General features: G+C 71.2%; 22 protein-coding genes and 1 riboswitch. Of the genes, 12 read left to right on the top strand and 10 right to left on the bottom strand.

Features of this window, described 5'->3' with window-relative positions:
• The first annotated feature begins 28 nt into the window (after nucleotides 1–28).
• Nucleotides 29–775, top strand: a complete 747-nt coding sequence (locus IEY79_RS14880) for an endonuclease/exonuclease/phosphatase family protein (RefSeq protein ID WP_189107928.1) — start codon at nucleotides 29–31, stop codon at nucleotides 773–775.
• Nucleotides 776–924: 149 nt separating this feature from the next.
• Here IEY79_RS14880 and IEY79_RS14875 read toward each other — a convergent pair whose 3' ends face one another.
• Nucleotides 925–1,662: a hypothetical protein gene (locus IEY79_RS14875; protein WP_189107927.1), complete on the bottom strand. Its 738-nt coding sequence runs from the start codon at nucleotides 1,660–1,662 to the stop codon at nucleotides 925–927.
• Nucleotides 1,655–2,434: an alpha/beta hydrolase gene (locus IEY79_RS14870; RefSeq protein WP_189107926.1), complete on the bottom strand. Its 780-nt coding sequence runs from the start codon at nucleotides 2,432–2,434 to the stop codon at nucleotides 1,655–1,657. The genes IEY79_RS14875 and IEY79_RS14870 overlap by 8 nt, the downstream gene beginning before the upstream one ends.
• Nucleotides 2,435–2,579: 145 nt before the next feature.
• Here IEY79_RS14870 and IEY79_RS14865 point away from each other — a divergent pair, with 145 nt between their 5' ends.
• The 4 genes from IEY79_RS14865 (at nucleotide 2,580) to IEY79_RS14850 (ending at nucleotide 6,521) form a co-directional block, all read left to right on the top strand.
• Nucleotides 2,580–3,341 carry a lysophospholipid acyltransferase family protein gene (locus tag IEY79_RS14865; protein WP_189107925.1) on the top strand — a complete coding sequence of 254 codons (762 nt, stop codon included), beginning with the start codon at nucleotides 2,580–2,582 and terminating at the stop codon, nucleotides 3,339–3,341.
• Between the two features lie 47 nt (nucleotides 3,342–3,388).
• Complete coding sequence (macS, locus tag IEY79_RS14860) at nucleotides 3,389–4,624, top strand: MacS family sensor histidine kinase (protein ID WP_189107924.1); 1,236 nt, start codon at nucleotides 3,389–3,391, stop codon at nucleotides 4,622–4,624.
• 68 nt (nucleotides 4,625–4,692) lie between these two features.
• The gene (locus IEY79_RS14855; RefSeq protein ID WP_189108108.1) at nucleotides 4,693–5,337 is read left to right on the top strand and encodes a response regulator; all 645 of its coding nucleotides are present in this window, start codon (nucleotides 4,693–4,695) and stop codon (nucleotides 5,335–5,337) included.
• A gap of 155 nt (nucleotides 5,338–5,492) precedes the next feature.
• On the top strand, nucleotides 5,493–6,521 hold the full coding sequence (locus tag IEY79_RS14850) for a 6-phosphofructokinase (RefSeq protein WP_189107923.1): 1,029 nt from the start codon (nucleotides 5,493–5,495) through the stop codon (nucleotides 6,519–6,521).
• A gap of 70 nt (nucleotides 6,522–6,591) precedes the next feature.
• Here IEY79_RS14850 and IEY79_RS14845 read toward each other — a convergent pair whose 3' ends face one another.
• Nucleotides 6,592–8,547 (bottom strand): anthranilate synthase family protein, encoded by a 1,956-nt coding sequence (locus tag IEY79_RS14845; RefSeq protein WP_189107922.1) that lies wholly within the window; start codon nucleotides 8,545–8,547, stop codon nucleotides 6,592–6,594.
• Between the two features lie 124 nt (nucleotides 8,548–8,671).
• A complete protein-coding gene (locus IEY79_RS38630) occupies nucleotides 8,672–8,728 on the bottom strand; it encodes a trp operon leader peptide (protein ID WP_494338546.1) in 57 nt (18 codons plus the stop codon).
• 108 nt (nucleotides 8,729–8,836) lie between these two features.
• On the opposite strand from IEY79_RS38630, the gene IEY79_RS14840 reads away from it, so the two are divergent.
• Together IEY79_RS14840 and IEY79_RS14835 are read left to right on the top strand one after the other, a co-directional pair.
• A complete protein-coding gene (locus tag IEY79_RS14840; protein WP_189107921.1) occupies nucleotides 8,837–10,192 on the top strand; it encodes a class II 3-deoxy-7-phosphoheptulonate synthase in 1,356 nt (451 codons plus the stop codon).
• Nucleotides 10,193–10,378: 186 nt separating this feature from the next.
• Nucleotides 10,379–10,699, top strand: a complete 321-nt coding sequence (locus tag IEY79_RS14835) for a (2Fe-2S)-binding protein (protein WP_189107920.1) — start codon at nucleotides 10,379–10,381, stop codon at nucleotides 10,697–10,699.
• Nucleotides 10,700–10,725: 26 nt separating this feature from the next.
• Here IEY79_RS14835 and bfr read toward each other — a convergent pair whose 3' ends face one another.
• Nucleotides 10,726–11,205 (bottom strand): bacterioferritin, encoded by a 480-nt coding sequence (gene bfr / locus IEY79_RS14830; RefSeq protein ID WP_189107919.1) that lies wholly within the window; start codon nucleotides 11,203–11,205, stop codon nucleotides 10,726–10,728.
• Between the two features lie 151 nt (nucleotides 11,206–11,356).
• On the opposite strand from bfr, the gene IEY79_RS14825 reads away from it, so the two are divergent.
• Nucleotides 11,357–11,989 carry a sulfite oxidase-like oxidoreductase gene (locus tag IEY79_RS14825; RefSeq protein WP_189107918.1) on the top strand — a complete coding sequence of 211 codons (633 nt, stop codon included), beginning with the start codon at nucleotides 11,357–11,359 and terminating at the stop codon, nucleotides 11,987–11,989.
• Here the strand turns inward: IEY79_RS14825 and IEY79_RS14820 are convergent.
• The 5 genes from IEY79_RS14820 to thiO form a co-directional block, all read right to left on the bottom strand.
• Nucleotides 11,986–12,873, bottom strand: a complete 888-nt coding sequence (locus tag IEY79_RS14820; RefSeq protein WP_189107917.1) for a deoxyribonuclease IV — start codon at nucleotides 12,871–12,873, stop codon at nucleotides 11,986–11,988. The genes IEY79_RS14825 and IEY79_RS14820 overlap by 4 nt on opposite strands.
• A 3-nt stretch (nucleotides 12,874–12,876) precedes the next feature.
• Nucleotides 12,877–15,048, bottom strand: coding sequence for a Stk1 family PASTA domain-containing Ser/Thr kinase (locus IEY79_RS14815; protein ID WP_189107916.1), 2,172 nt, complete (start codon nucleotides 15,046–15,048; stop codon nucleotides 12,877–12,879).
• Between the two features lie 165 nt (nucleotides 15,049–15,213).
• A complete protein-coding gene (locus IEY79_RS14810; RefSeq protein ID WP_189107915.1) occupies nucleotides 15,214–16,008 on the bottom strand; it encodes a thiazole synthase in 795 nt (264 codons plus the stop codon).
• A gap of 5 nt (nucleotides 16,009–16,013) precedes the next feature.
• Nucleotides 16,014–16,214, bottom strand: a complete 201-nt coding sequence (gene thiS / locus IEY79_RS14805) for a sulfur carrier protein ThiS (RefSeq protein WP_229700887.1) — start codon at nucleotides 16,212–16,214, stop codon at nucleotides 16,014–16,016.
• 98 nt (nucleotides 16,215–16,312) lie between these two features.
• Entirely contained in the window at nucleotides 16,313–17,596 is a 1,284-nt protein-coding gene (thiO, locus tag IEY79_RS14800; RefSeq protein ID WP_189107913.1) for a glycine oxidase ThiO, read from the bottom strand.
• A riboswitch (TPP riboswitch) is annotated at nucleotides 17,593–17,707 on the bottom strand. It overlaps the preceding gene by 4 nt.
• Before the next feature lie 175 nt (nucleotides 17,708–17,882).
• On the opposite strand from thiO, the gene IEY79_RS14795 reads away from it, so the two are divergent.
• The 4 genes from IEY79_RS14795 (at nucleotide 17,883) to metF (ending at nucleotide 21,360) form a co-directional block, all read left to right on the top strand.
• A complete protein-coding gene (locus IEY79_RS14795; RefSeq protein ID WP_373292545.1) occupies nucleotides 17,883–19,046 on the top strand; it encodes an NAD(P)/FAD-dependent oxidoreductase in 1,164 nt (387 codons plus the stop codon).
• Between the two features lie 114 nt (nucleotides 19,047–19,160).
• The gene (locus tag IEY79_RS14790) at nucleotides 19,161–19,526 is read left to right on the top strand and encodes an Rv2175c family DNA-binding protein (protein ID WP_031231907.1); all 366 of its coding nucleotides are present in this window, start codon (nucleotides 19,161–19,163) and stop codon (nucleotides 19,524–19,526) included.
• Between the two features lie 102 nt (nucleotides 19,527–19,628).
• Nucleotides 19,629–20,288, top strand: a complete 660-nt coding sequence (gene thiE, locus IEY79_RS14785; RefSeq protein ID WP_189107911.1) for a thiamine phosphate synthase — start codon at nucleotides 19,629–19,631, stop codon at nucleotides 20,286–20,288.
• A gap of 154 nt (nucleotides 20,289–20,442) precedes the next feature.
• A complete protein-coding gene (gene metF / locus IEY79_RS14780) occupies nucleotides 20,443–21,360 on the top strand; it encodes a methylenetetrahydrofolate reductase [NAD(P)H] (RefSeq protein WP_189107910.1) in 918 nt (305 codons plus the stop codon).
• Nucleotides 21,361–21,405 lie beyond the last annotated feature (45 nt).

The following is a 21,405-nucleotide window of genomic DNA, read 5'->3' as shown; positions in this document are numbered from 1 at the left end:
GGTGAGTGGACAGGGTGGACCCGTCCCCATGATTTCGCTGCCCGACTCCCGTACCGAGCCCGACGGTTCGGCGGTGATCCGCGTGCTCAGCTACAACGTCCGTTCCATGCGCGACGATTGCGACGCGCTGGCCCGGGTGATCAGCGCGTGCGAGCCCGACCTGGTCTTCGTCCAGGAGGCGCCGCGCTTCTTCCGCTGGCGCAAGCGTGCCGCGTGGCTGGCCGCCCGGACCGATCTCGTCGTCCTCAGTGGCGGCGGCACCGCCGCGGGCCCGCTGCTGCTCTGCTCGCTGCGCGCGACCGTGGAGCGTACGGAGGACGTACTGCTGCCGCTGACGCCCGGGCTGCACCGGCGCGGCTTCGCCACCGCCGTCGTACGGATCGGCGGAGCCCGTATCGGGCTGCTCAGCTGCCATCTGAGCCTTCAGACCGACGAGCGCCTCACCCAGGCCGGGATGCTGCTCGACCGTGTCAGGGCGATGAAGGTGCCGCACGCGGTGGTGGCCGGTGACCTCAACGACCGGCCCCAGGGGCGTTCCTTCCGGCGGATCGCCAAGGAGCTTCAGGACTGCTGGGCGGTCAAGCCCTGGGGGAGCGAGTACACCTCGACGCCCGGCGATCCGCATCAGCGCATCGACGCGATCTTCGCGACCGAAGGTGTCGAAGTACTGGGCTGCGGAGTGCCGTTGGGGCTGCCGGGCATCGAGGAGAGCGACCTGCGGGCGGCCACGGATCACCTTCCGGTGCTGGCCGCCCTGCGCGTGCCCGCGTCCTGAACGCACGTCCCGGGCAGGGGGACTGAGCTCGGGTCAGGTCCGACAGGGCGTCAAGACGGCGCGCTGCACGCTCTGTCGGGCCCGGGCCGTCGGACCCGCTGGCCGGAGCACCCCTGTTCGGACCACCCGCTGTTCGGACAACGCGCTGTTCAGACGACCGCGCCGCGCCCCGGGTCGTCGTCCTCCTCGTCGTCGTGCTGCATCCGCGCCACCAGCGTGACGAAACCGCCCAGGAAGCCGCCGATACAGACCGTCGTCAGCCACCAGGTCATCTCCCACTGCAACAGCACGGCGAGGAGCATGAGCACCGGGCCGCCGATCACCGCGAGCCAGGCGAACTTCGCCGTGACATCGGCCTCCGGCAGCGGCGGCGGCTCCGGCGGTACGAAATGGCCCTCGTCGCTGTCGTCGAGGTCCTCTTCCCTGGGCTCGGCCACCGAGTAGTCGCGCGGCCCCCCGCCGGCCACGCCCGGCGCGAAGACGACCGAGCTGCCGAGCGATGACTTGTCCGGCTTGTCGAACTTGCTCGGTTTGACGGGATCGCCCGTCTCGGTGCCCGGCTGACGCTCCGGCGTGGGCGCCACGACGGATTCGGCGTCGGCGCCCGGGGTGGTGCCCGACGCGGTGCCCGGCCCCGCCTCCGGCCCGGCCTCCGACCGGTTCACCGGCCCGAGGTCCGCCTTCGTGGTCCCGGACCCCTTGTCCTTGGGCGGAGCCGGCTCGGAGCTGTTCCGGTCGCTCTCCAGGAGTGCCAGGTCCTCGACCGACTTGAAGGGCTTGGCACCCGGCGGATCGGCCGGCTCCTCGCCGTAACCCGCGACGATCGCCGCCCATGCGGCGTCCTCGTCGATCGGCTGCGGCTCGCGGTCCGCGTCATGCTCAGCCACCGGTTGTGCTCCCCTTCTTCCCGACGATCGGAGCGAGTCGGCCGATGAACGCGTGACTCTCCTCGAAAATCCGCTCCGCATCGTGGTCCAACGTCGCCACGTGGTAGCTCTGTTCCAGAATGACTTCACGGATGTCTGTCGAGGAGACCCGGCCGAGGATCCTGGCCGAGTCGGCCGGGGGCACGACATGGTCCCGCGGACTGCGCATCAGCAGCAGCGGCTGGGTGACCTGGGGCAGCTCCCGGTCCACCAGCCGGAAGAAATCGCGCACCGAGTGCGCGGCGTGCAGCGGCACCCGGTCGTAACCGATCTCCTCGCTGCCCGGCATCGCGATGTCGTTGCGCAGCCCCTTCGTCGTCCGGACGAAATGACGCGCGACGGGGAGGGCGTACGCCGAAAGGCCGTGCACCTTGTTCCCCGGGTTGACGACCGCGACGCCGGTGACGGCGTGCCCGTGCTTGGCCGCGAGGCGCAGCGCCAGCGTCCCGCCCATGGAGAGACCGAAGACGAAGACCCGCTCGCACCGCTCGACGATCTCCCGCAGCGCGCGGTCCACCTCCGCGTACCAGTCCTGCCAGCCGGTGATCTGCATGTCCTCCCAGCGTGTGCCGTGCCCGGGGAGCAGCGGCAGGGACACGGTGAGATCCCGGGCGGCCAGATACTCGGCCCAGGGGCGCAGCGACTGCGGGGAACCGGTGAATCCGTGGCAGAGGAGCACGCCGACATCCCCGCCCTCGTGGCGGTACGGCTCGGCTCCAGGAAGGACCGGCACAGGGTCTCCTGTTCGTCAGTCTCGAAGTGGTACTTCACCGTACGCGACCGGACCGACACCGACCAGAGCCGTCGGCGGCCCATGACGGAACCCGCGCGTCCCCCGCGGGTTAAGGTCGGTCGACAGCACACAGGAGGCACCCGAGTTGATCTACCGCGCGATGAAGTTCTCCATCGGAGGGCCGCTCAAGCTTGCGTTCAGACCTTGGGTGGAGGGCATCGAGCACATCCCCGAGGACGGGCCGGCGATCCTCGCCAGCAACCATCTCTCCTTCTCGGACTCGTTCTTCCTCCCCGCGGTCCTGAGCCGGAAGGTCACCTTCATCGCCAAGGCGGAGTACTTCACCTCGCCGGGTGTGAAGGGCCGGCTCACGGCCGCGTTCTTCAAAGGTGTCGGCCAGCTCCCGGTGGACCGCTCCGGGGCGCGCGGCGCGGGCGAGGCGGCCGTCAAGAGCGGCATAGCGGTACTCCGGAGCGGCGAGCTCTTCGGTATCTACCCCGAGGGCACCCGGTCGCCCGACGGGCGCCTCTACCGCGGCAAGCCGGGCGGTCTGGCACGCGTGGCGCTCGCCTCCGGCGCGCCCGTGATCCCGGTCGCCATGATCGACACGGAGAAGATCCAGCCGCCGGGCACGGTGATGCCGAAGCTGATGCGCCCGGGGATCAGGATCGGGCGACCGCTGGACTTCAGCCGGTACCAGGGCATGGAGAGCGACCGCTTCATCCTGCGTTCGCTGACCGACGAGGTCATGTACGAGATCATGAAGCTCTCCGGTCAGGAGTACGTCGACATCTACGCGACGGCCGCCAAGCGCAGGATCGCGGAAGAGGCCAAGGGCGCGAAGGCGTCGAAGCCGCTCAGACCGGAGAAGACGGAGCAGCCCGGGAAGACGGGGCAGCCGGGGTAGGCGGGACGGACAGGGCAGCCGGGCCGACCGGGGGGTTGGGGGAACACGTGGCCGGACGCGAACGGGTCGTACGGATGTCGGTCGAGCAGCCGCTGTGGCGTGCGCTCACCGCGTACCGCCTGCTGACCATGGTCTACGCGACCCTGATCGCCGCCTTCGCGCGGGACACCTTCGAACGCCCCTGGCTCGCCGCCGGATACCTCGCCGTCCTCGTCGTCTGGACGGTCGCCACGCTGCCCAAGGTGGCCAACGCCGTCAGCTGCACCAAGCGCTTCCTCGGCGTCGATCTCACCATCGCCCTCGCCGGCGTTCTGCTCACACCGGTCGCCGACGTGCAGTCCCGGTACACCGACGGACCGACCCTGCCGAGCATATGGACCGCCGGCGCCGTCCTCGCCTTCGCCGTCAAGGGCGGCTGGCGCTGGGCGGCCTTCGCCTCCTCCCTGGTCGCCGCCGCCAACCTGGCCGGGCGCGGCAACCCCAGCCGGGACACCCTGCACAACGTCCTGCTCGTCTGGGTGGCGTCCATCGCGATCGGCTACATCGTGGAGGTCGCCCGCGCCTCCGAACGTACCCTGGCGCGCGCCCTGGAGATCGAGGCGGCGACCCGGGAGCGTGAGCGGCTGGCGCGCGACATCCACGACAGCGTGCTCCAGGTCCTGGCCATGGTGCAGCGGCGCGGTACGGCGCTGGGGGGCGAGGCCGCGGAACTGGGCCGGATGGCCGGGGAACAGGAGGTCGCCCTGCGGACGCTGGTCTCCAGCGGCCTCGTGCCCACCACACGCGCCTCCGAGGACGCCTCGCTGGGCGCGGTGGTGCGCACGGTCGACGACCCGGAGTACGCGGACGGGCCGGGGGACGACGGTGGCCCCGACGGGTCCGAGCTGTGGGATCTGCGCACGCTGCTGGCGCCGTTCTCGGGCTCCGCGGTGACACTCGCCGAGCCGGGCGCTCCGGTCCTGCTCCGGCCCGCGGCCGCCAGGGAACTGGCCGCGGCCGTCAACGCCGCCCTGGACAATGTCCGTCGGCACGCCGGAGACGGCGCGCGGTCGTGGATCCTGGTCGAGGATTCGCCGGACGAGGTGATCGTGACAGTCAGGGACGACGGCCCCGGCATTCCGGAGGGCCGTCTCGCCCAGGCCGAGGGGGAGGGGCGTCTGGGTGTCGCCCTCTCGATCCGGGGGCGGCTGCGGGAGTTGGGCGGTACGGCCGAGCTGATCTCGGTCCCCGGCCAGGGCACGGAAGTCGAGTTGAAGGTTCCACGGGGGAAGGCGGAGCGATGAGCGAGCAGACGGAGAAGAACGAGCGGGGCGGGGGCGCGGCCGGCGCCGGGGAGGTTCCGACGCGCGTGATGGTCGTCGACGACCACCCCATGTGGCGCGACGCCGTCGCCCGCGACCTGACCGAGGCCGGCTTCGACGTCGTGGCGACGGCAGGCGACGGCCCCCAGGCGGTGCGCCGCGCGACGGCCACCACCCCCGACGTGATCGTCCTCGACCTCAATCTGCCCGGCATGCCCGGCGTCCAGGTCTGCAAGGAACTGGTGGGCTCCCGGCCCGGTCCGCGGGTCCTGGTCCTCTCGGCGAGCGGTGAGCACGCCGACGTACTCGAAGCGGTGAAGTCCGGCGCCACCGGCTATCTGCTGAAGTCGGCCAGTACGGCCGAGCTGACCGACGCGGTACGCCGTACCGCCGCGGGCGACCCGGTCTTCACCCCCGGGCTCGCCGGACTGGTCCTCGGCGAGTACCGCAGGCTCGCCTCGGAGCCCGCCCCCGCCGCGTCGGACGAGCCCAAGGCGCCCCGACTGACCGACCGCGAGACCGAGGTGCTGCGTCTGGTCGCCAAGGGGCTCTCGTACAAGCAGATCGCCGAGCGCCTGGTCATCTCGCACCGCACGGTGCAGAACCACGTACAGAACACCCTCGGCAAGCTCCAGTTGCACAACCGTGTGGAGCTGGTGCGGTACGCGATCGAGCGCGGCCTCGACGACGTGTGAGCGCCCCCGTTCCACCCTGCGTGCCCCAGTTGATCGGCAACCGCCTCCCACCGCCCTCTGGTGTTACGGAAATGAGCCTGCGCACCATGCCGGGGTGACCTGTGTCACTCAGGTGTGGCTCAGGTGCGTCACCGACGGCGAAGGGAAGTGTTTCCATGCGGGTCGGAGTATTGACCGGGGGCGGCGACTGCCCAGGGCTCAATGCGGTCATTCGAGGAATCGTACGCAAAGGCGTCCAGGAGTACGGGTACGAGTTCACCGGCTTCCGGGACGGCTGGCGCGGACCGCTGGAAGGCGACACCGTACGGCTCGACATCCCCACGGTGCGGGGCATCCTGCCCCGCGGTGGCACCATCCTCGGATCCTCACGCACCAATCCCCTCAAGACGGCCGACGGCATCCGCCGGATCAAGGAGAACCTCGCGGGCGGCGGGGTCGACGCGCTCATCGTGATCGGCGGCGAGGACACCCTGGGCGTGGCGGCCCAGCTCTCCGACGTGCACGACGTGCCCTGTGTCGGCGTGCCCAAGACCATCGACAACGACCTGTCGGCGACCGACTACACCTTCGGCTTCGACACGGCGGTCGGCATCGCGACCGAGGCCATCGACCGCCTCCACACCACCGCCGAGTCGCACATGCGCGTCCTCGTCTGCGAGGTGATGGGGCGGCACGCGGGCTGGATCGCCCTGCACTCGGGTCTCGCGGGCGGCGCGAACGTCATCCTCATCCCGGAACAGCGCTTCGACGTCGACCAGGTCTGCGCCTGGGTGACCTCCCGTTTCAAGGCCTCCTACGCGCCGATAGTCGTCATCGCGGAGGGCGCGATGCCCAAGGACGGCGATGTGATCCTCAAGGACGGGACGCTGGACTCCTTCGGTCATGTGCGGCTGTCGGGCGTCGGCGAGTGGCTCGCCAAGGAGATCGAGAAGCGCACCGGCAAGGAGGCGCGGACCACCGTCCTCGGCCATGTGCAGCGCGGTGGTACGCCGAGCGCCTTCGACCGCTGGCTGGCCACGCGCTTCGGGCTGCACGCGATCGACGCCGTACGGGACGGCGATTTCGGCAAGATGGTCGCCCTGCGCGGCACGGACATCGTGCGGGTCCCGATCGCGGAGGCCATCGCGGAGCTCAAGACCGTCCAGCCGGAGCTCTACAAGGAAGTCGGCGTCTTCTTCGGCTGACCGGTCACCGGCCCCGGCCGTACGTACGCGCGGTGGCGTACGGACGGCCGGCCCTGCGCCGGTCGGTCGGTCAGCGCAGGCGCTCCGCCCCACTGCCGCGCATCGCGCCGGCGACGAGATCACCGACGATCTCCGGCCCGCGCAGCGTCAGTACGGACTCCGGGTGGAACTGGACCCCGGCGAAGCCCGGCCCGCGCAGCGCGTGCACCTCTCCCGCACCGTCCCGGCTCACCTCGATGCCGCGCGCCGCCAGCGCGGCCGCACCCGCGTCGTCGCAGCGGGCGGTGAAGCTGTTGTAGAAGCCGACGGTCTCCGTGCGGCCGAAGAGCTCGATCGTGGTCTGCGCGCCCTGGTACGGCAGCCGTTTGCGCGCCGTCCCGAGCCCCAGCTCCGCCGCGATCAGCTCGTTGCCGAGGCAGACTCCCAGCAGCCCGTGCCGGTGTTCACGCAGCAACGCGGCGGTCAGCGCGCGCAGCGTGCGCATCCGCGGATCGGCCGCGTCGGACGGGTCTCCCGGCCCCGGGCCGAGCACCACGGGCCCCCGGTGCGCGAGCGCCGCCTCCGTACTGAAGCCCGGTTCGTCGTACCGCCGTACGGTCACCTCCAGACCGGCCGATCGCAGCAGGTGCGCGAGCATCGACGTGAAGGTGTCCTCGCTGTCGACGACCAGCGCGTGCCCCGTCAGCGACGCCGACCGCTCCTGCATCCTCAGCCAGAACGGCGCCAGCCGCACGCGCCGCGAGTCCAGCGCCGCCCGCACACGCGGGTCGTCCGCGAGCGCCTTCCGTACGGAGGAGCCGCCCGGCCGCCCGGCGTGCACGCCCAGCGCCGTCAGCACCCCCGCCGCCTTGGCGTGCGTCTCGGCGACCTCGCTCGCCGGGTCGGAGTGGCGTACGAGCGTGGCTCCGACCGGCACGCGCAGTCCGCCGTCGGCGTCGATGTCGGCCGTCCGGATCAGGATCGGGGAGTCGAGGGTCTGCGCCCCGCCCGGGTCCCTTCCCACGAGGGCCAGTGCTCCCGCGTAGTAGCCGCGCCCCTTGCCGTCCGGCCCCGGCGGTTCGTGCCGCGCGATGACGCGGCACGCGTTCTGCACGGGCGACCCGGTGACGGTCGCGGCGAACATCGTCTCCCGCAGGACGTCACGCACGTCGAGCGAGGTCCGCCCGCGCAACTCGTACTCCGTGTGCGCGAGATGAGCCATCTCCTTGAGCCGGGGACCGATCACCACCCCGCCCATGTCGCCGACGGTGCACATCATCTTGAGTTCCTCGTCCACGACCATCGACAGCTCGTCGGTCTCCTTGCGGTCACCGAGGAAGTCGAGCAGCCCCTCGGCGGTCGGCCCCTCGGGCGGATAGCGGAAGGTCCCGCTGATGGGATTCATCACGACGGTGCCGCCGCTCATCCGCACATGCACCTCGGGGCTCGCCCCGACCAGGGTCCGACCGCCCTCGTTCCCGGTGTGCACCACATAGGTCCAGTACGCGCCCCGCTCACCGGCCAGCAGCCGCCGGAAGAGCGCGAGCGCGTCGGCGCGCCCGAAACCGGGGATCCGGCCCTCGAAGGTCCGCCGGATGACGAAGTTGGCGCCCTCGCCGCGCCCGATCTCGTCCTCGACGACACGCCGGACGATTTCCGCGTATCGCTCGTCGTCGACGTCGAAGGCGCCGTCCTCGACCTGGACGCGGTGCGCGGGAAGACGCGCGAGTACCTCGGCGAGCGGCAGCTCGTACGACTCGTCGGCGACCAGCACCGCCAGCGGGGTGCCGTCGTCGTGCGCCTCGAAGCCGCGCTCCCGGATCTGCCGGAACGGCACCAGGGCGAGCGAGGGGCGCTCGTCGTCGGCCGGGATGTCGGCCAGCCGCGCCGCCTCGCGCACGTCGCCGACGAGCAGCTCGACGGTGTCGTGGTCGCGCCCCGGCGCGCGGCGGCGCAGCAGGGCGAAGGGCGGGCAGTCGTCGTCGAGGAGTCTCGCCAGGAGTGCGCGGGTGTCGGTGCGGATGGTGTCCGTGCGAGTGGTGTCCATACGGGGTGGGTTCCTTCCGGAGGAGAGGAACGGCCCCGATTCCCGGTCCGTGCCGGCCGACGGGCCGGGAAACACGGAAGGCCGCCCCTCGGGCGGCCTTGCGATTCGGTGTCGAGCGCGTGAATCAGCGGACCGCCGGATGTGCGGTCCACCACCAAGCCTGGTTCAGCTGCGTCAACATGCCGCGGAGCATAACCGACATCCCCCGCCCGTGAAACGACCGCGCGCGGACGTCTCAACCACTGAGAGAGGGCATGGACGGCTCCCGTGACCCCGTAATGTTGTCCGCGTGACCGTGAACGCTGACACCCGAGCACCCGCCGAGCAGGCGACCTGGCGAGACCTCCCCGCGGCGCAGCAGCCCGAGTATCCCGATGCCGAGGCCCTGCGCGCCGCCGTCGCGGAGCTCGAAAGCTATCCGCCGCTCGTCTTCGCGGGCGAGTGCGACCAGCTGCGCGCCAGGATGGGAGCCGTCGCCAAGGGCGAGGCATTCCTGCTCCAGGGCGGCGACTGCGCCGAGGCCTTCGACGGCGTGTCCGCCGAGCAGATCCGCAGCAAGCTCAAGACCCTGCTCCAGATGGGCGCCGTCCTCACCTACGCGGCGTCCGTGCCGGTGGTGAAGGTGGGCCGGATCGCGGGCCAGTACTCGAAGCCGCGTTCCAAGCCCACCGAGACGCGTGACGGCGTGACGCTGCCGACCTACCGCGGCGACTCCGTCAACGGCTTCGCCTTCACCGAGGCGGCCAGGGTCCCGGACCCCGAGCGTCTGAAGCGGATGTACCACGCGTCCGCCGCGACGCTCAACCTGGTGCGTGCCTTCACCACCGGTGGCTACGCGGACCTGCGCCAGGTGCACGCCTGGAACCAGGACTTCGTGAAGTCGTCACCGTCCGGCCAGCGTTACGAGCGGCTCGCCCGCGAGATCGACAACGCGCTGAACTTCATGAAGGCGGCGGGCACCGACCCGGCGGAGTTCCGTACGGTCGAGTTCTTCTCCTCGCACGAGGCGCTGCTCCTCGACTACGAGTCGGCGCTGACCCGCGTCGACTCGCGCACCGGCAAGCTCTACGACGTCTCGGGCCACATGGTCTGGATCGGCGAGCGCACCCGTCAACTGGACGGCGCGCACATCGAGTTCGCCTCGCGGATCGCCAACCCGATCGGCATCAAGCTCGGCCCCACGACGACCGTGGACGACGCGCTCAGCTACATCGACCGGCTCGACCCCGAGCGGGAGCCCGGCCGGCTGACCTTCGTCGTCCGGATGGGCGCCGACAAGGTCAGGGACAAGCTCCCCGAGCTGGTCGAGAAGGTCACCGCCTCCGGTGCGACCGTGGCGTGGGTGACCGACCCGATGCACGGCAACACCTTCGAGGCGGCGTCCGGCCACAAGACCCGCCGGTTCGACGACGTGCTCGACGAGGTCAAGGGCTTCTTCGAGGTCCACAAGGCCCTCGGGACGCACCCGGGCGGCATCCACGTCGAGCTCACCGGCGAGGACGTCACCGAGTGTGTGGGCGGCGGCGACGAGATCTTCGTCGACGACCTGCACCAGCGGTACGAGACGGCCTGCGACCCCCGGCTCAACCGGAGCCAGTCGCTCGATCTGGCCTTCCTGGTCGCGGAGATGTACCGGGCGCAGTAGGGCGTCACGGGGCCGCGGCAGGCACGCGGACAGATACAGAAGTGGGGCGCGGATCGCGATGTGATCCGCGCCCCACCCACGTACGGGGGCCTGTCGCGTGCGCCGGGCGGCGGGTAAGGTTAGGTTTGCCTCACCGTTCAGTACGGGGACGGCGCCAGCCAACGATCCCGCCGGGAGGTGAACCGCGTGTACATCTGCTCATGCTTCGGCATCACCGAGCAGCAGGTGCGTGAACACGCGGAGGCGGGTGCGTGCACCCCCCGCCAGATCGCCTCGGCCTCGAAGGCCGGCACGGACTGCGGGTCGTGCGTACGCAGCATCCAGTCGCTCCTCGGGCGCGGCGGCTGTCCGCGCCGCGAGCTGCTGGGGGCGGCGACGGAGCCCGCGATCGCGGAGACGGCGATTTCGCGGCCGACGACCCCTCAGCCGGTGCTCGCACAGCCGGTGCTCGCACAGTCCGGTGCCGTACCGACCGCGGCCACCTCGGCGGGCCTGGAAGCCGCCTGACGCACGGTCGCGCCGTCGGTCGCCCGTCAGCTGTCCGGCTGCTCGATCAGCTGGGCGATGTACAGCGGCTCACCGAGCTTCTCGATCAGATCCAGCTGGGTGTCGAGATAGTCGATGTGGTGCTCCTCGTCCTTGAGGATCGACTCGAAGATCTTCGCGGAAGTGATGTCGGACTTCGCGCGCATGACCTCGACCCCGCGCCGCAGCCGGTCGATCGCCTCGATCTCGATCTGCCGGTCGGCGTTGAACATCTCGGTGACGGTCTGGCCGACACGTACATGGAAAAGTCGCTGATAATTCGGCAGGCCGTCCAGGAAGAGAATCCGGTCGGTCAGAACCTCCGCGTGCCTCATTTCGTCGAACGACTCGGCCCGGGTGTACTTCGCGAGCTTCGTCCAGCCGAAGTTCTCCTGCATTTTCGCGTGCAGGAAGTACTGGTTGATCGCGGTCAATTCGGCGGTCAGCTGCTCATTCAGGAACTCGATGACCTCGGGGTCGCCCTGCATCGCAGAGGCTCCTTCCGCGCGGGGACTGGCAGTTCGCGCATCCTCGCACCAGGCTTGAAAAGCGTCCAGTAAGTCCATCCTTAGTAGTAGTTGCCCGAATCGGGCCGTACCTGGTCATGACCACCCTTCGCGGTCTGTCACCATGGATGGCATGGGTCAGCCGGAAAGCCGGGATGAGCGGGAGTCGGCGCAGTCCGGGCTTCCGCCGGGGCAGCGGCTCCAGCGCGGCTGGCCGGTCACCCATTACGGACCCGTGCCCAAGTTCAAACCGGACCGCTGGGAGTTCCGGGTCTTCGGCGCCACGGCCGACGGTGGCAAGAGCTGCTGGAATCACGAGGAGTTTTCGGCCCTGCCGTTCTCGACGGTCGTCGCCGATCTGCATTGCGTGACGAAATTCAGCATGCTCGGGGCCGAATGGGGCGGTGTACTCGCCCGTACGATCCTGGAACTGGCTCCGCCGGCGACCACCGTGACCCATGTCATGGTCTGGGCCGAGTACGGCTACAGCGCCAATATCAGGCTCGCCGACTTCGCATCGGAACGGTCCGTCTTCGCCACCCACAAAGGCGGCGAACTCCTCACCGCCGAGCACGGATTTCCGCTGCGCCTCGTCGTCCCGCATCTCTACGCGTGGAAGGGCCCGAAATGGGTCCGGGGCGTGGAGTACATGACCGCCGACCGCCGAGGCTTCTGGGAGGAGCGCGGCTATCACAACATCGGCGACCCCTGGGGCGAGGAGCGCTACTCCTACCAGGAAGGCCCCGGGGACGGTCCAGAGCTCTAGCCTTGGGCCTGCCCGTCCTCGCGCAGCTTCTTGAGAAGAGCCACGTCAGCCGCGTGGCCCTCCTTGCCGCCGGGGGTCTCGATCACCAGCGGCACGCCCTCGGTCGCCGGATGCGAGAACAGCTCGCGGAACGGCCCCTCGCCGATATGCCCCCCGCCGACGTTCACATGCCGGTCCTTGCGTGCGCCGCAGACGTCCTTGGAGTCGTTGGCGTGGATCAGCCGCAGCCTCCCGGGACCCACGGTCTCCACGAGCTCGTCCAGCGTCCGGTGGGTCCCGCCGGGCGCGGCCAGATCGTGGCCCGCCGCGAAGATGTGGCAGGTGTCGAGGCAGACACCGAGCCTGGGGTGCGAGTCCAGCGCGGCGAAGTACGGACCGAAGTCCTCGGCCAGCGAACAGAGCGAGGAGCCCTGCCCCGCGGTCGACTCCAGCAGCAGATACGGGTCGTCGTCGTGCGTCAGCTCGTCGAGGAGCGGCAGCAGCCGCTCCCGTACCTGTGCCAGCGCCACCTCGCGCGTCCGCCCGCCGGTCGCCGAACCGGTGTGCACCACGACGCCCGGCGCACCGATCTCCCGCCCTCGGCGAAGGCTGTGCCGCAGCGAATCCACGGACCTCTCGGCCGTCTCCGGTGTGTGGGAGCCGAAGTTGATCAGGTAGGGCGCGTGGATGTACGCGGAGAGCCCCTCGGCCGCGCACTCCGCGCGGAACCGCTCGTCCTGCGCCGGATTCCCGGCCGGTGTCGCCCAGCCCCTGGGGTTGGCGACGAAGACCTGGACGGTCTCGGCGCCGATGTCACGCGCCCAGGCCAGCCCGACACGGGCGAGGCCGCCCGCCACCGGAACATGGCCGCCTACGGGATTGCGCGGCCGGTCGGGGAGCGTCAAGCCTCAGATTCCCTTGGTCGTGAGGGTGATGGTGCTGCCCTCGGGGGCTTCCTCGCCGCCCTCGACGGACTGCTTCGAGACGGTGTCGTCCAGGAACGGGAAGCTCCGGTCGACCTTCACCTCGAAGCCCGCCTCGGACAGCTCGGTCCTGGCGGCGTCAATCGACCTGCCCGTGACATCCGGGACGGCGATCATCCGCGGGCCCTTGGAGATGGTCAGCGTGACGCTGTCGCCCCGGGCGAGCCTGGTGCCCTCCTTCGCGGACTGCTTGGCCACCGACCCCTCGTCCTCGGGGGAGTTGACGCGCTCGGCCGCGATCTTCACATCGAGTCCGGCGTCTTCCAGGGAGGCGGTCGCCTCCTCCTCCGGCTGACCCGTCACGTCGGGCATGTGGACCGGGCTGCCCTTGCTGACGACCAGCGCCACCCCCGCGTCGGGCCGCAGCTCCGTCCCCGCCTTCGGCTGGGTGCGGATGATGTCGCCCTGGCCGGTCTCCTGGTCGAAGGAGCGGGTGATGACGCCGGGCGCCAGCCCGGCCTCCTTCAGCGCGTCCTTGGCGTCGGCCAGCGACTTGCCCGCCAGATCCGGGACCCGCACGATCTCCGGGCCGCGGGAGATCACGAGGGTCACCGACCCGTTGCCCCTTATCCGAGAACGGGGCTCGGGGTCGGTGCGCATCACCGTGCCGCGCTCGAACGTCCCGCTGAAGTCCTTCTCGACCTTCGCGTCCAGCCCCGCGTCGCCGAGGCGCTTCTTCGCGACCTGCTCGGTCTGGCCGAGGACGGAGGGGACGCGGGTGAACTGCCCGGAGTTGATGTACCAGACACCGACGCCCACACCGAGCACCAGCAGCGCGCCCACCACGATCGCGACGATGCCCCTGCGGGGCCCTGAGGCGCTGCGTCCGGCCCGGCGGCGCACCGGTGGACGCTGCGGAGGGGCAGGCGGTCCGGGGGGCGGCATCGTGAGCCGGCTGGTGCGGCGGACCTGGTCGTCCCCCAGGGAGGCGGCCGGGTCGGGCGCACCGGATCCGTCGGGCGCGACCTGGGAGCGGACAAGGCGCGGAATCACGCTCGTACGGTCGTCGGAGCCGTCGCCGGGCCCATCAGCCGTACGGGTGGCCGGGGCACCGGCGGAGGGGGCGTACGAGGCCAGGGAGGCGTCCTGCGCGCGGCCGGCCCCGCCGTCGATGCTGTCGTGGCTGTCCTGGGACGGCTCCGAGGCGCCGCCCGCGCTCGCGCCGCCCGCGCTGTCCTTGGTCCCGGCCGGGGCCGAGGTGGTCTTCTCCGTGGCCGTCGTGGCCTGCGGCGGCATCGCGTCCAGCTGCGCGTCGTCGAGCGCCGCGCGTGTCCGCCGGGTCATCGCGAGGAGCGCCACCGCGTCCTCGGGGCGGGCCTCAGGATCGCGGGCGGTGGCCGCCGCGACCAGCTCGTCCAGCCCGATCGCCATTCCGGGCACCGCGGCGGACGGCGCGGGCACGTCCTCGTTCAGATGGAGGTAGAGCACCTGCGCGGGGGTGTCCCCGCCGTGGGGCTTGGCGCCGGTCAGCATCTCGTGCAGGACGACACCGCACGCGTACACGTCGACCCGGGTGTCGGAGGTGCCGTACTCGATCTGCTCCGGGGCGAGATAGGAGACCGTGCCGAGGATCGTGCCCGTGGTGTCGGTGACCGAGCCGATGGCCCGTACGAGACCGAAGTCGGCGACCTTCACCCGGCCGTCGTCCCCTATCAGGACGTTCTCCGGCTTGATGTCCCGGTGGATGAAGCCGGCCCGGTGCGCGGCGCCCAGCGCGGCCAGCATCGGCTCCAGGATGTCGAGGGCGGCACGCGGCTGGAGGGCGCCGCGCTCGCGCAGGACGTCCCGCAGCGTGCAGCCCTCCACGTACTCCATCGCCAGATACACGTACGCACCCTCGGCGCCCTGGTCGAAGACCCCCACCACGTTGGGGTGCGCCAGCCGCGCCACGGACTTGGCCTCGCGGATGAAGCGCTCCACGAAGACCGAGTCGGTCGCCAGCGCCGGGTGCATCACCTTCAGGGCCAGGACCCGGTCGAGCCGGGTGTCGACAGCGCGGTAGACCGTGGCCATGCCGCCGACGGCGATGCGCCCGTCGACGCGGTAACGGCCGTCGAGCACCTGCCCGACAAGAGGGTCCCTGAGCGTCGTATCCACCCGGCCGAGTCTACGAGCCGCCACCGGCACTCCCGCAGCCCCGGGTGAGGCGGGACGCCTCAATGGAGCCGTCTTGTGACAGCACCCACACCACATCGCGGCAATCGGCCGGGGGACTTCCGGCCGCCCTCCCCCGGTGCGCCTTGGGCCCCCGTCAGAGTTCCGTCAGAACGCCGGCCGCTCCGGGTCCAGCATCGCCAGCCCCTCCTTGGGAGACGAGGCGTCGGCGAAGTGCCGGCGCGGGATGCGGCCCGCGCGGTGCGCCAGCCGGCCCGCCTCGACCGCGTGCCGCATCGCCTCGGCCATCAGGACGGGCTCCTGGGCGCGTGTGACCGCCGACGCCAGCATGACGGCGGCGCAGCCGAGCTCCATGGCGAGGGCCGCGTCCGACGCGGTGCCGGCCCCCGCGTCCAGGATGACGGGCACGCGCGCGTGCCCGGTGATCAACTGGAAGTTGTGCGGATTACGGATGCCCAGACCCGATCCGATCGGCGAGCCGAGCGGCATGATCGCCGCGCAGCCCACGTCCTCCAGCTTCCTCGCGAGCACCGGATCGTCGTTCGTGTACGGCAGCACGGTGAAGCCGTCGTCCACCAACGTCTCTGCGGCGTCGAGCAGTTCGATCGGGTCGGGCAGCAGCGTCCGTTCGTCGGCCACCACCTCCAGTTTGATCCAGTCGGTGCCCAGCGCCTCACGCGCCAGCCGGGCGGTGAGGACGGCCTCGCCCGCGGTGAAGCAGCCCGCCGTGTTCGGGAGCACCCGGATGCCGAGACGGTCGAGCACGGACAGGACGGAGCCCTGCACGGTGGGGTCGAGCCGGCGCATGGCGACGGTGGTGAGTTCGGTGCCGGAAGCGGTGAGCGACCTCTCCAGTACGTCGAGGCTGGGCGCGCCGCCCGTCCCCATGATGAGCCGGGAGTTGAGGGCGGTGCCGCCGATGACGAGCCTGTCGTCGGACATCCGGTTCAGCCTCCCTGGACCGCGGTGAGGACTTCGACGCGGTCTCCGTCGGACAGGGTGGTGGCCGACCAGCGCCCGCGCGGGACGACGGTCTCGTTGAGCGCGGCGGCGACGCCCGACGGGGCGGGGGTGAGGGTCGCGACGAGGACATCGAGGGTGACGGGGCCGGCGAGGACGCGGGCCTCCCCGTTCACCGAGACGGTCACGGAGGAGTTCACGGCCCGATCGGGCCGAGCGGCCCGGTCCACGGAGGGATCGACGGACGGATCCACGGACCGGTTCACGGACGGATTCACGGTGTCTGTCATGCGTGCTGCTCCTGACCTGCGGAGACGGCGGGGGAGAAGCCCGGCGACGGGCTGGGTGCGACGGTGGGCGAGAAGCGGTCCGGTGTGAAGGGCCGTGCGTCGTCGGGGAGTTCGCCCGTCGTGAGCACGGTGGCCATCACCTGGCCCGTGACGGGCGTCAGGAGCACCCCGTTGCGGTGGTGCCCGGTGGCCAGATGCAGGCCCGGCAGAGCGGTCGGCCCGAGCAGCGGGGCGTTGTCCGGCGACGTCGGCCGCAGCCCCGCTCGGGTCTCGGTGAGCGGCAGTTCGGTGATGCCGGGGAGCAGTTCATGGGCGTCGCGCAGGAGTTCGTACACCCCGCCCGCCGTCACCGTCGTGTCCCAGCCGAGCTCCTCGCTCGTGGCGCCCACGACCAGCTCGCCGTTCTCGCGCGGCACCAGATAGATGTGGCTGCCGCGGACCTCGGCCCGCAGTGTCCGGGACAGGAACGGCGCGTACGGGCGCGGCACCGTCAGCCGCAGGACCTGGCCCTTGACCGGCCGTACCGGCGGCAGGACGTCGTCCGGCACCCCGGCGAGCCGCCCGCTGAGGCTGCCGCCGGCGATGACGACCTGTTCGGCGTCGAGTTCGGTGCCGCCGCCGACGGTGACCCCGGCGGCCCGGTCCCGGACCACCCGCAGCCTCTCGGCCCACCCCCGGTGGAAGTCCACCCCGGCCCGTTCGCAGGCCGTCACGAGGGCGGCCGCGAGCCTGCGCGGGTCGATCTGATGGTCGCCGTCGGCCCGCAGCCCGCCGCGTACACCCGGAGCGAGCATCGGCTCCAGCCGCCGGCACTCACGGCCGGTGAGCCATTCGGACTCCAGCCCCGACCTCCTTTGGAGGGCGTGCAGTTCACGCAGCCGCGCCCGGTCGTCGGAGTCGAGAGCGACCGAGAGCGTGCCGCAGGCGCGGTAGCCGGTGTCCTGGCCGGTGGCGGCCTCCAGCTCGGCGACGAAGCCGGGATAGAGCCGCGCCGAGGCGATGTTCAGTCCCAGCAGGGTCTGTTCGCCGTGGTCGAGTTCGCTGACGGGGGCGAGCATCCCGGCGGCGACCCGCGCGGCCCCGCCGCCCGGCTCGGGATCGACGACGGTGACGCGGAGCCCGCGCTGCGCCGTGCGCCAGGCGGTGACGAGGCCGATGACGCCGCCCCCGACCACCAGGACGTCGGTGTGCCGCCGGCCCGGGCCGGCGGACGGGTCCGGAGACCTGCCCGGAGACGTCTCCGGACCGGATTCCCCCAACGGAACGTGAGATGAGCGCATGGGCGTCCAGCTCCTCCCTTCGCCGGCATGACCCGGATCAGGTTCGTACGGTCGGAGGCCGCGTCAGCCTCCCTCTCAGCCCGGTGCGTACGGGCTCCCGCGAGGTGTGAAGTCTCTTGTTCGCTACTGCCGATAAGTGCTTCCGGGTCAGGGTAACCCCCGGTCCCCTTGCCCTGTAAGGGAGTCGCCGGGGGAGTCGTCGTCCCGGCCGGGTCCTTAAGGTGATCGGGTGAACGAGCAGCGGAAGCAGGCGGACGGGCGGCGCACCGTCGTCGTCGGCGCGGGCATGGCGGGCGTGCAGACCGCCGTCGCACTGCGCGAACTGGGATACGGCGGCCCCGTCACCCTCATCGGAGCCGAGCCCCACCGGCCCTACGACCGGCCCCCACTCTCCAAGGCCGTCCTCCTTGGGACGGCGGAGAGTTCGGCCTTCGACGTGGACTTCGACGCACTCTCCGTGGAACTGCGGCTGGGGCTCGAAGTGACCGGCGTACGCCCCGACGACCACGAGGTGGACACGGCGGCGGGACCGGTCCCGTACGACGTACTCGTCATCGCCACCGGCGCCGAACCGGTCACACTCCCCGGTACGGAGGACGTGCCCGGTGTCCATCTGCTGCGCACCCTCGACGACGCCGCGCGGCTGCGCCCCGTCCTGGACCGCCGGAACCACGTTGTCGTGGTCGGCGCGGGCTGGATCGGCGCCGAGTTCACCACCGCCGCCAGGGAGGCCGACTGCGCCGTGACCGTCGTCGAGGCCGCGGACCGTCCGCTCGTCGGCGCCCTGCCGGCCGAGGTCGCCACTCCGATGGGGGACTGGTACGCCGAGAGCGGCGCGGAACTCCTCACCCACGCGCGCGTGGCGGGCGTGGGGCCCGGCACGGTGGTCCTCGCCGACGGCCGCGAGCTGGCCGCGGACGCCGTCGTCGTCGGCATCGGCGCCCGGCCCGCGACGGCCTGGCTTGCGGGCTCCGGCATCGCGACCGGCCCCGAGGGAGCCGTCACCGCCGACGACAGGCTGCGCACCTCACGGGCCGATGTGTACGCGGTCGGGGACTGCGCCTCGTTCCCGTCGGCCCGCTACGGCGAGCGGCTGCTGGTGCACCACTGGGACAACGCGCTCCAGGGGCCGCGTACGGTCGCCGCCGACATCGTGGGGGAGGCGCACGAGCCGTACGACCCGGTGCCGTACTTCTGGTCCGAGCAGTTCGGCCGCTTCGTGCAGTACGCGGGCCACCACGCCCGGGCCGACACGCTGCTGTGGCGCGGCGACCCGGCGACCGCCGCCTGGTCGGTCCTGTGGCTGCGTGACGAGGCGCTGGTGGCGCTGATGACCGTCGGCCGGCCGCGTGATCTGGCGCAGGGCCGCAAGCTCGTCGCGGCGGGCGCGCGGATCGACACCGAGCGGGCCGCCGACCCCGCCGTACCGCTGAAATCGACGGTTCTCTGACCTCCGCCGATCCCGCTCCCGCGCTGTCATCCCCAGGCTGACGCGGGGGTTCGGTGACCCGTTCGGTGCCCGGCTCGGCTTCCGACTGTCAGTCCGGGATGGCAGGCTTGTCCTGTGACTGAGATTGACGCAAAGATCGATGCTCTCGTCCCTGCATGGCTTCACCTGCCTGATATCGCCGAGATGCTGGATATCGAGGTGACGCGTGTGCGTCAGCTGGTGAAGGAAGGCACGCTGATCGCCGTGCGCCGCGGGGAGAACCGCGCGCTTCAGGTGCCGGCCGCCTTCATCGACGGCAACAAGGTCGTCAAGGGGCTCGCCGGGACCTTGACGCTCCTGAGGGACGACAGCTTCACCGACGAAGAGATGCTCGAGTGGCTCTTCACTCCCGACCCGTCCCTGCCGGGCACGCCCGCGCAGGCCCTCAGCGAGAATCGCGGTACGGAGGTGAAGCGCCGCGCTCAGGCGCTCGCCGTCTGACGACACCACCACCGGCCGTACGCGGGACGGGGCGCTCCGCCCCGCGTACGGCCGTCCCGGAGAACCGATCCGACAGACACCGATCCGACGGGGGAGACCCGCATGCCCGCAGCGCCCAGCGCACTCGATCTGCTGTCCGACGCCCGGCTCTATCTGTGCACCGACGCGCGGAAGCGCCAGGGGGATCTCCCCGAGTTCCTGGACGCCGTCCTCTCCTCCGGTGTGGACATCGTGCAGCTGCGTGACAAGGGCATGGAGGCGGCGGAGGAGCTGGACCACCTCCAGGTCTTCGCCGACGCCTGCCGGCGCCACGGCAAGCTCCTCGCCGTGAACGACCGGGCGGACGTGGCGCACGCCATCGGCTCCGACGTGCTGCATCTGGGCCAGGGCGACCTGCCCGTGTCCGCCGCCCGCGCCATCCTCGGTACGGAGCTGCTGATCGGCCGCTCCACGCACTCCGAGGCCGAGGCGATGGCGGCGGCCGGTGAGCCCGGGGTGGACTACTTCTGCACCGGTCCCTGCTGGCCCACCCCCACCAAGCCCGGCCGGCACGCGCCCGGGCTCGACCTCGTGCGGTACGCGGCGTCGCTGTCCACCCGGCGTCCGTGGTTCGCGATCGGCGGGATCGACGCGGGCAATCTCGACGAGGTACTGGACGCCGGGGCCCGCCGGGTCGTGGTCGTCAGGGCCCTGACGGAGGCGGACGATCCGGCCATGGCGGCGGCCGGTCTCGCCAAGCGCGTGCGCGACCGGGTCGCCTGACACCGGCGCCCGACCCCCGGCGCCGGGCGCGCGCACCCGTCCGTCCCCGATCTTCGGTGGCCTTACCGTCCGAGGGATGGACAGGGATGGTGTGAAGTGGACAAATCGCCCTGCTCTGGTTGGGTGATCGCCGCAGCCTCGATAGCCTTCGGGTATGGCCCTTGGCACAGCTTCGACCAGGACGGATCACGCCCGTACGGTGCGTGACCTGCTTGCGACCGGCAAACTGTCGTACTCGTTCGAATTCTGGGCGCCCAAGACGGAGAAAGGCGAGCGCAATCTCTGGAACGCGCTGCGCCGGGTCGAGGCGGTCGGCCCGAGCTTCGTCTCCGTGACCTACGGCGCGGGCGGTTCCACGCGGGCCGGGACGGTCAAGGCGACCCAGCGCATCGCCTCCGACACCACGCTCATCCCGGTCGCCCACCTCACCGCCGTGAACCACTCGGTCGCGGAGCTGCGCAACATGATCGGCCAGTACGCGGACGCCGGGATCAGGAACATCCTGGCCGTGCGCGGAGACCCGCCCGGCGACCCCATGGGCGAGTGGGTCAAGCACCCCGAGGGCGTGCGGTACGCGGCCGATCTCGTCCGCCTGATCAAGGAGTCCGGCGACTTCTGCGTCGGCGTCGCGGCCTTCCCCGAGATGCACCCGCGCTCGTCCGACTGGGAGAGCGACATCCGGCACTTCGTGGCCAAGTGCCGTGCCGGCGCCGACTACGCGATCACCCAGATGTTCTTCGACCCGGAGGACTATCTGCGGCTGCGGGACAAGGTCGCGGCCACGGGCTGCGACACGCCGATCATCCCGGAGATCATGCCGGTCACCAACGTCCGGCAGATCGAGCGCTTCTCGCAGCTCAGCAACGCCTCGCTGCCCCAGGCGCTGAAAGAGCGGATCCTCTCCGTCAAGGACGATCCCGCCGCTGTACGCTCCATCGGTATCGAGTACGCGACGGAGTTCTGCGCGACGCTGCGCGCGGAGGGTGTTCCCGGACTCCACTTCATTACACTCAACAACTCCACGGCGACGCTCGAAATCTACGAGAATCTCGGACTGCACGAGCAGTCGTGACCGGTCGTACCCGCCCCGCTCCGGGGCGGTGACCGCAGGAGAGGG

Origin of the sequence: Streptomyces camponoticapitis (genome assembly GCF_014646115.1) — a bacterium.
In the GTDB taxonomy this organism is placed as follows: domain Bacteria; phylum Actinomycetota; class Actinomycetes; order Streptomycetales; family Streptomycetaceae; genus Streptomyces; species Streptomyces camponoticapitis.
Note: the sequence above shows the minus strand (reverse complement) of the source record. Positions and strands in the feature narration are given on the sequence as shown.

Excerpts from the sequence above, each read along its gene's own strand:
- IEY79_RS14850 (WP_189107923.1), top strand. The coding sequence starts at position 5,493 with ATGCGGGTCGGAGTATTGACCGGGGGCGGCGACTGCCCAGGGCTCAAT.
- IEY79_RS14855 (WP_189108108.1), top strand. The coding sequence starts at position 4,693 with ATGGTCGTCGACGACCACCCCATGTGGCGCGACGCCGTCGCCCGCGAC.
- IEY79_RS14795 (WP_373292545.1), top strand. The coding sequence starts at position 17,883 with ATGGCGGGCGTGCAGACCGCCGTCGCACTGCGCGAACTGGGATACGGC.
- bfr (WP_189107919.1), bottom strand. The coding sequence starts at position 11,205 with ATGCAGGGCGACCCCGAGGTCATCGAGTTCCTGAATGAGCAGCTGACC.
- thiO (WP_189107913.1), bottom strand. The coding sequence starts at position 17,596 with ATGCGCTCATCTCACGTTCCGTTGGGGGAATCCGGTCCGGAGACGTCT.
- IEY79_RS14880 (WP_189107928.1), top strand. The coding sequence starts at position 29 with ATGATTTCGCTGCCCGACTCCCGTACCGAGCCCGACGGTTCGGCGGTG.
- IEY79_RS14810 (WP_189107915.1), bottom strand. The coding sequence starts at position 16,008 with ATGTCCGACGACAGGCTCGTCATCGGCGGCACCGCCCTCAACTCCCGG.
- IEY79_RS14845 (WP_189107922.1), bottom strand. The coding sequence starts at position 8,547 with ATGGACACCACTCGCACGGACACCATCCGCACCGACACCCGCGCACTC.
- thiE (WP_189107911.1), top strand. The coding sequence starts at position 19,629 with ATGCCCGCAGCGCCCAGCGCACTCGATCTGCTGTCCGACGCCCGGCTC.
- metF (WP_189107910.1), top strand. The coding sequence starts at position 20,443 with ATGGCCCTTGGCACAGCTTCGACCAGGACGGATCACGCCCGTACGGTG.
- IEY79_RS14825 (WP_189107918.1), top strand. The coding sequence starts at position 11,357 with ATGGGTCAGCCGGAAAGCCGGGATGAGCGGGAGTCGGCGCAGTCCGGG.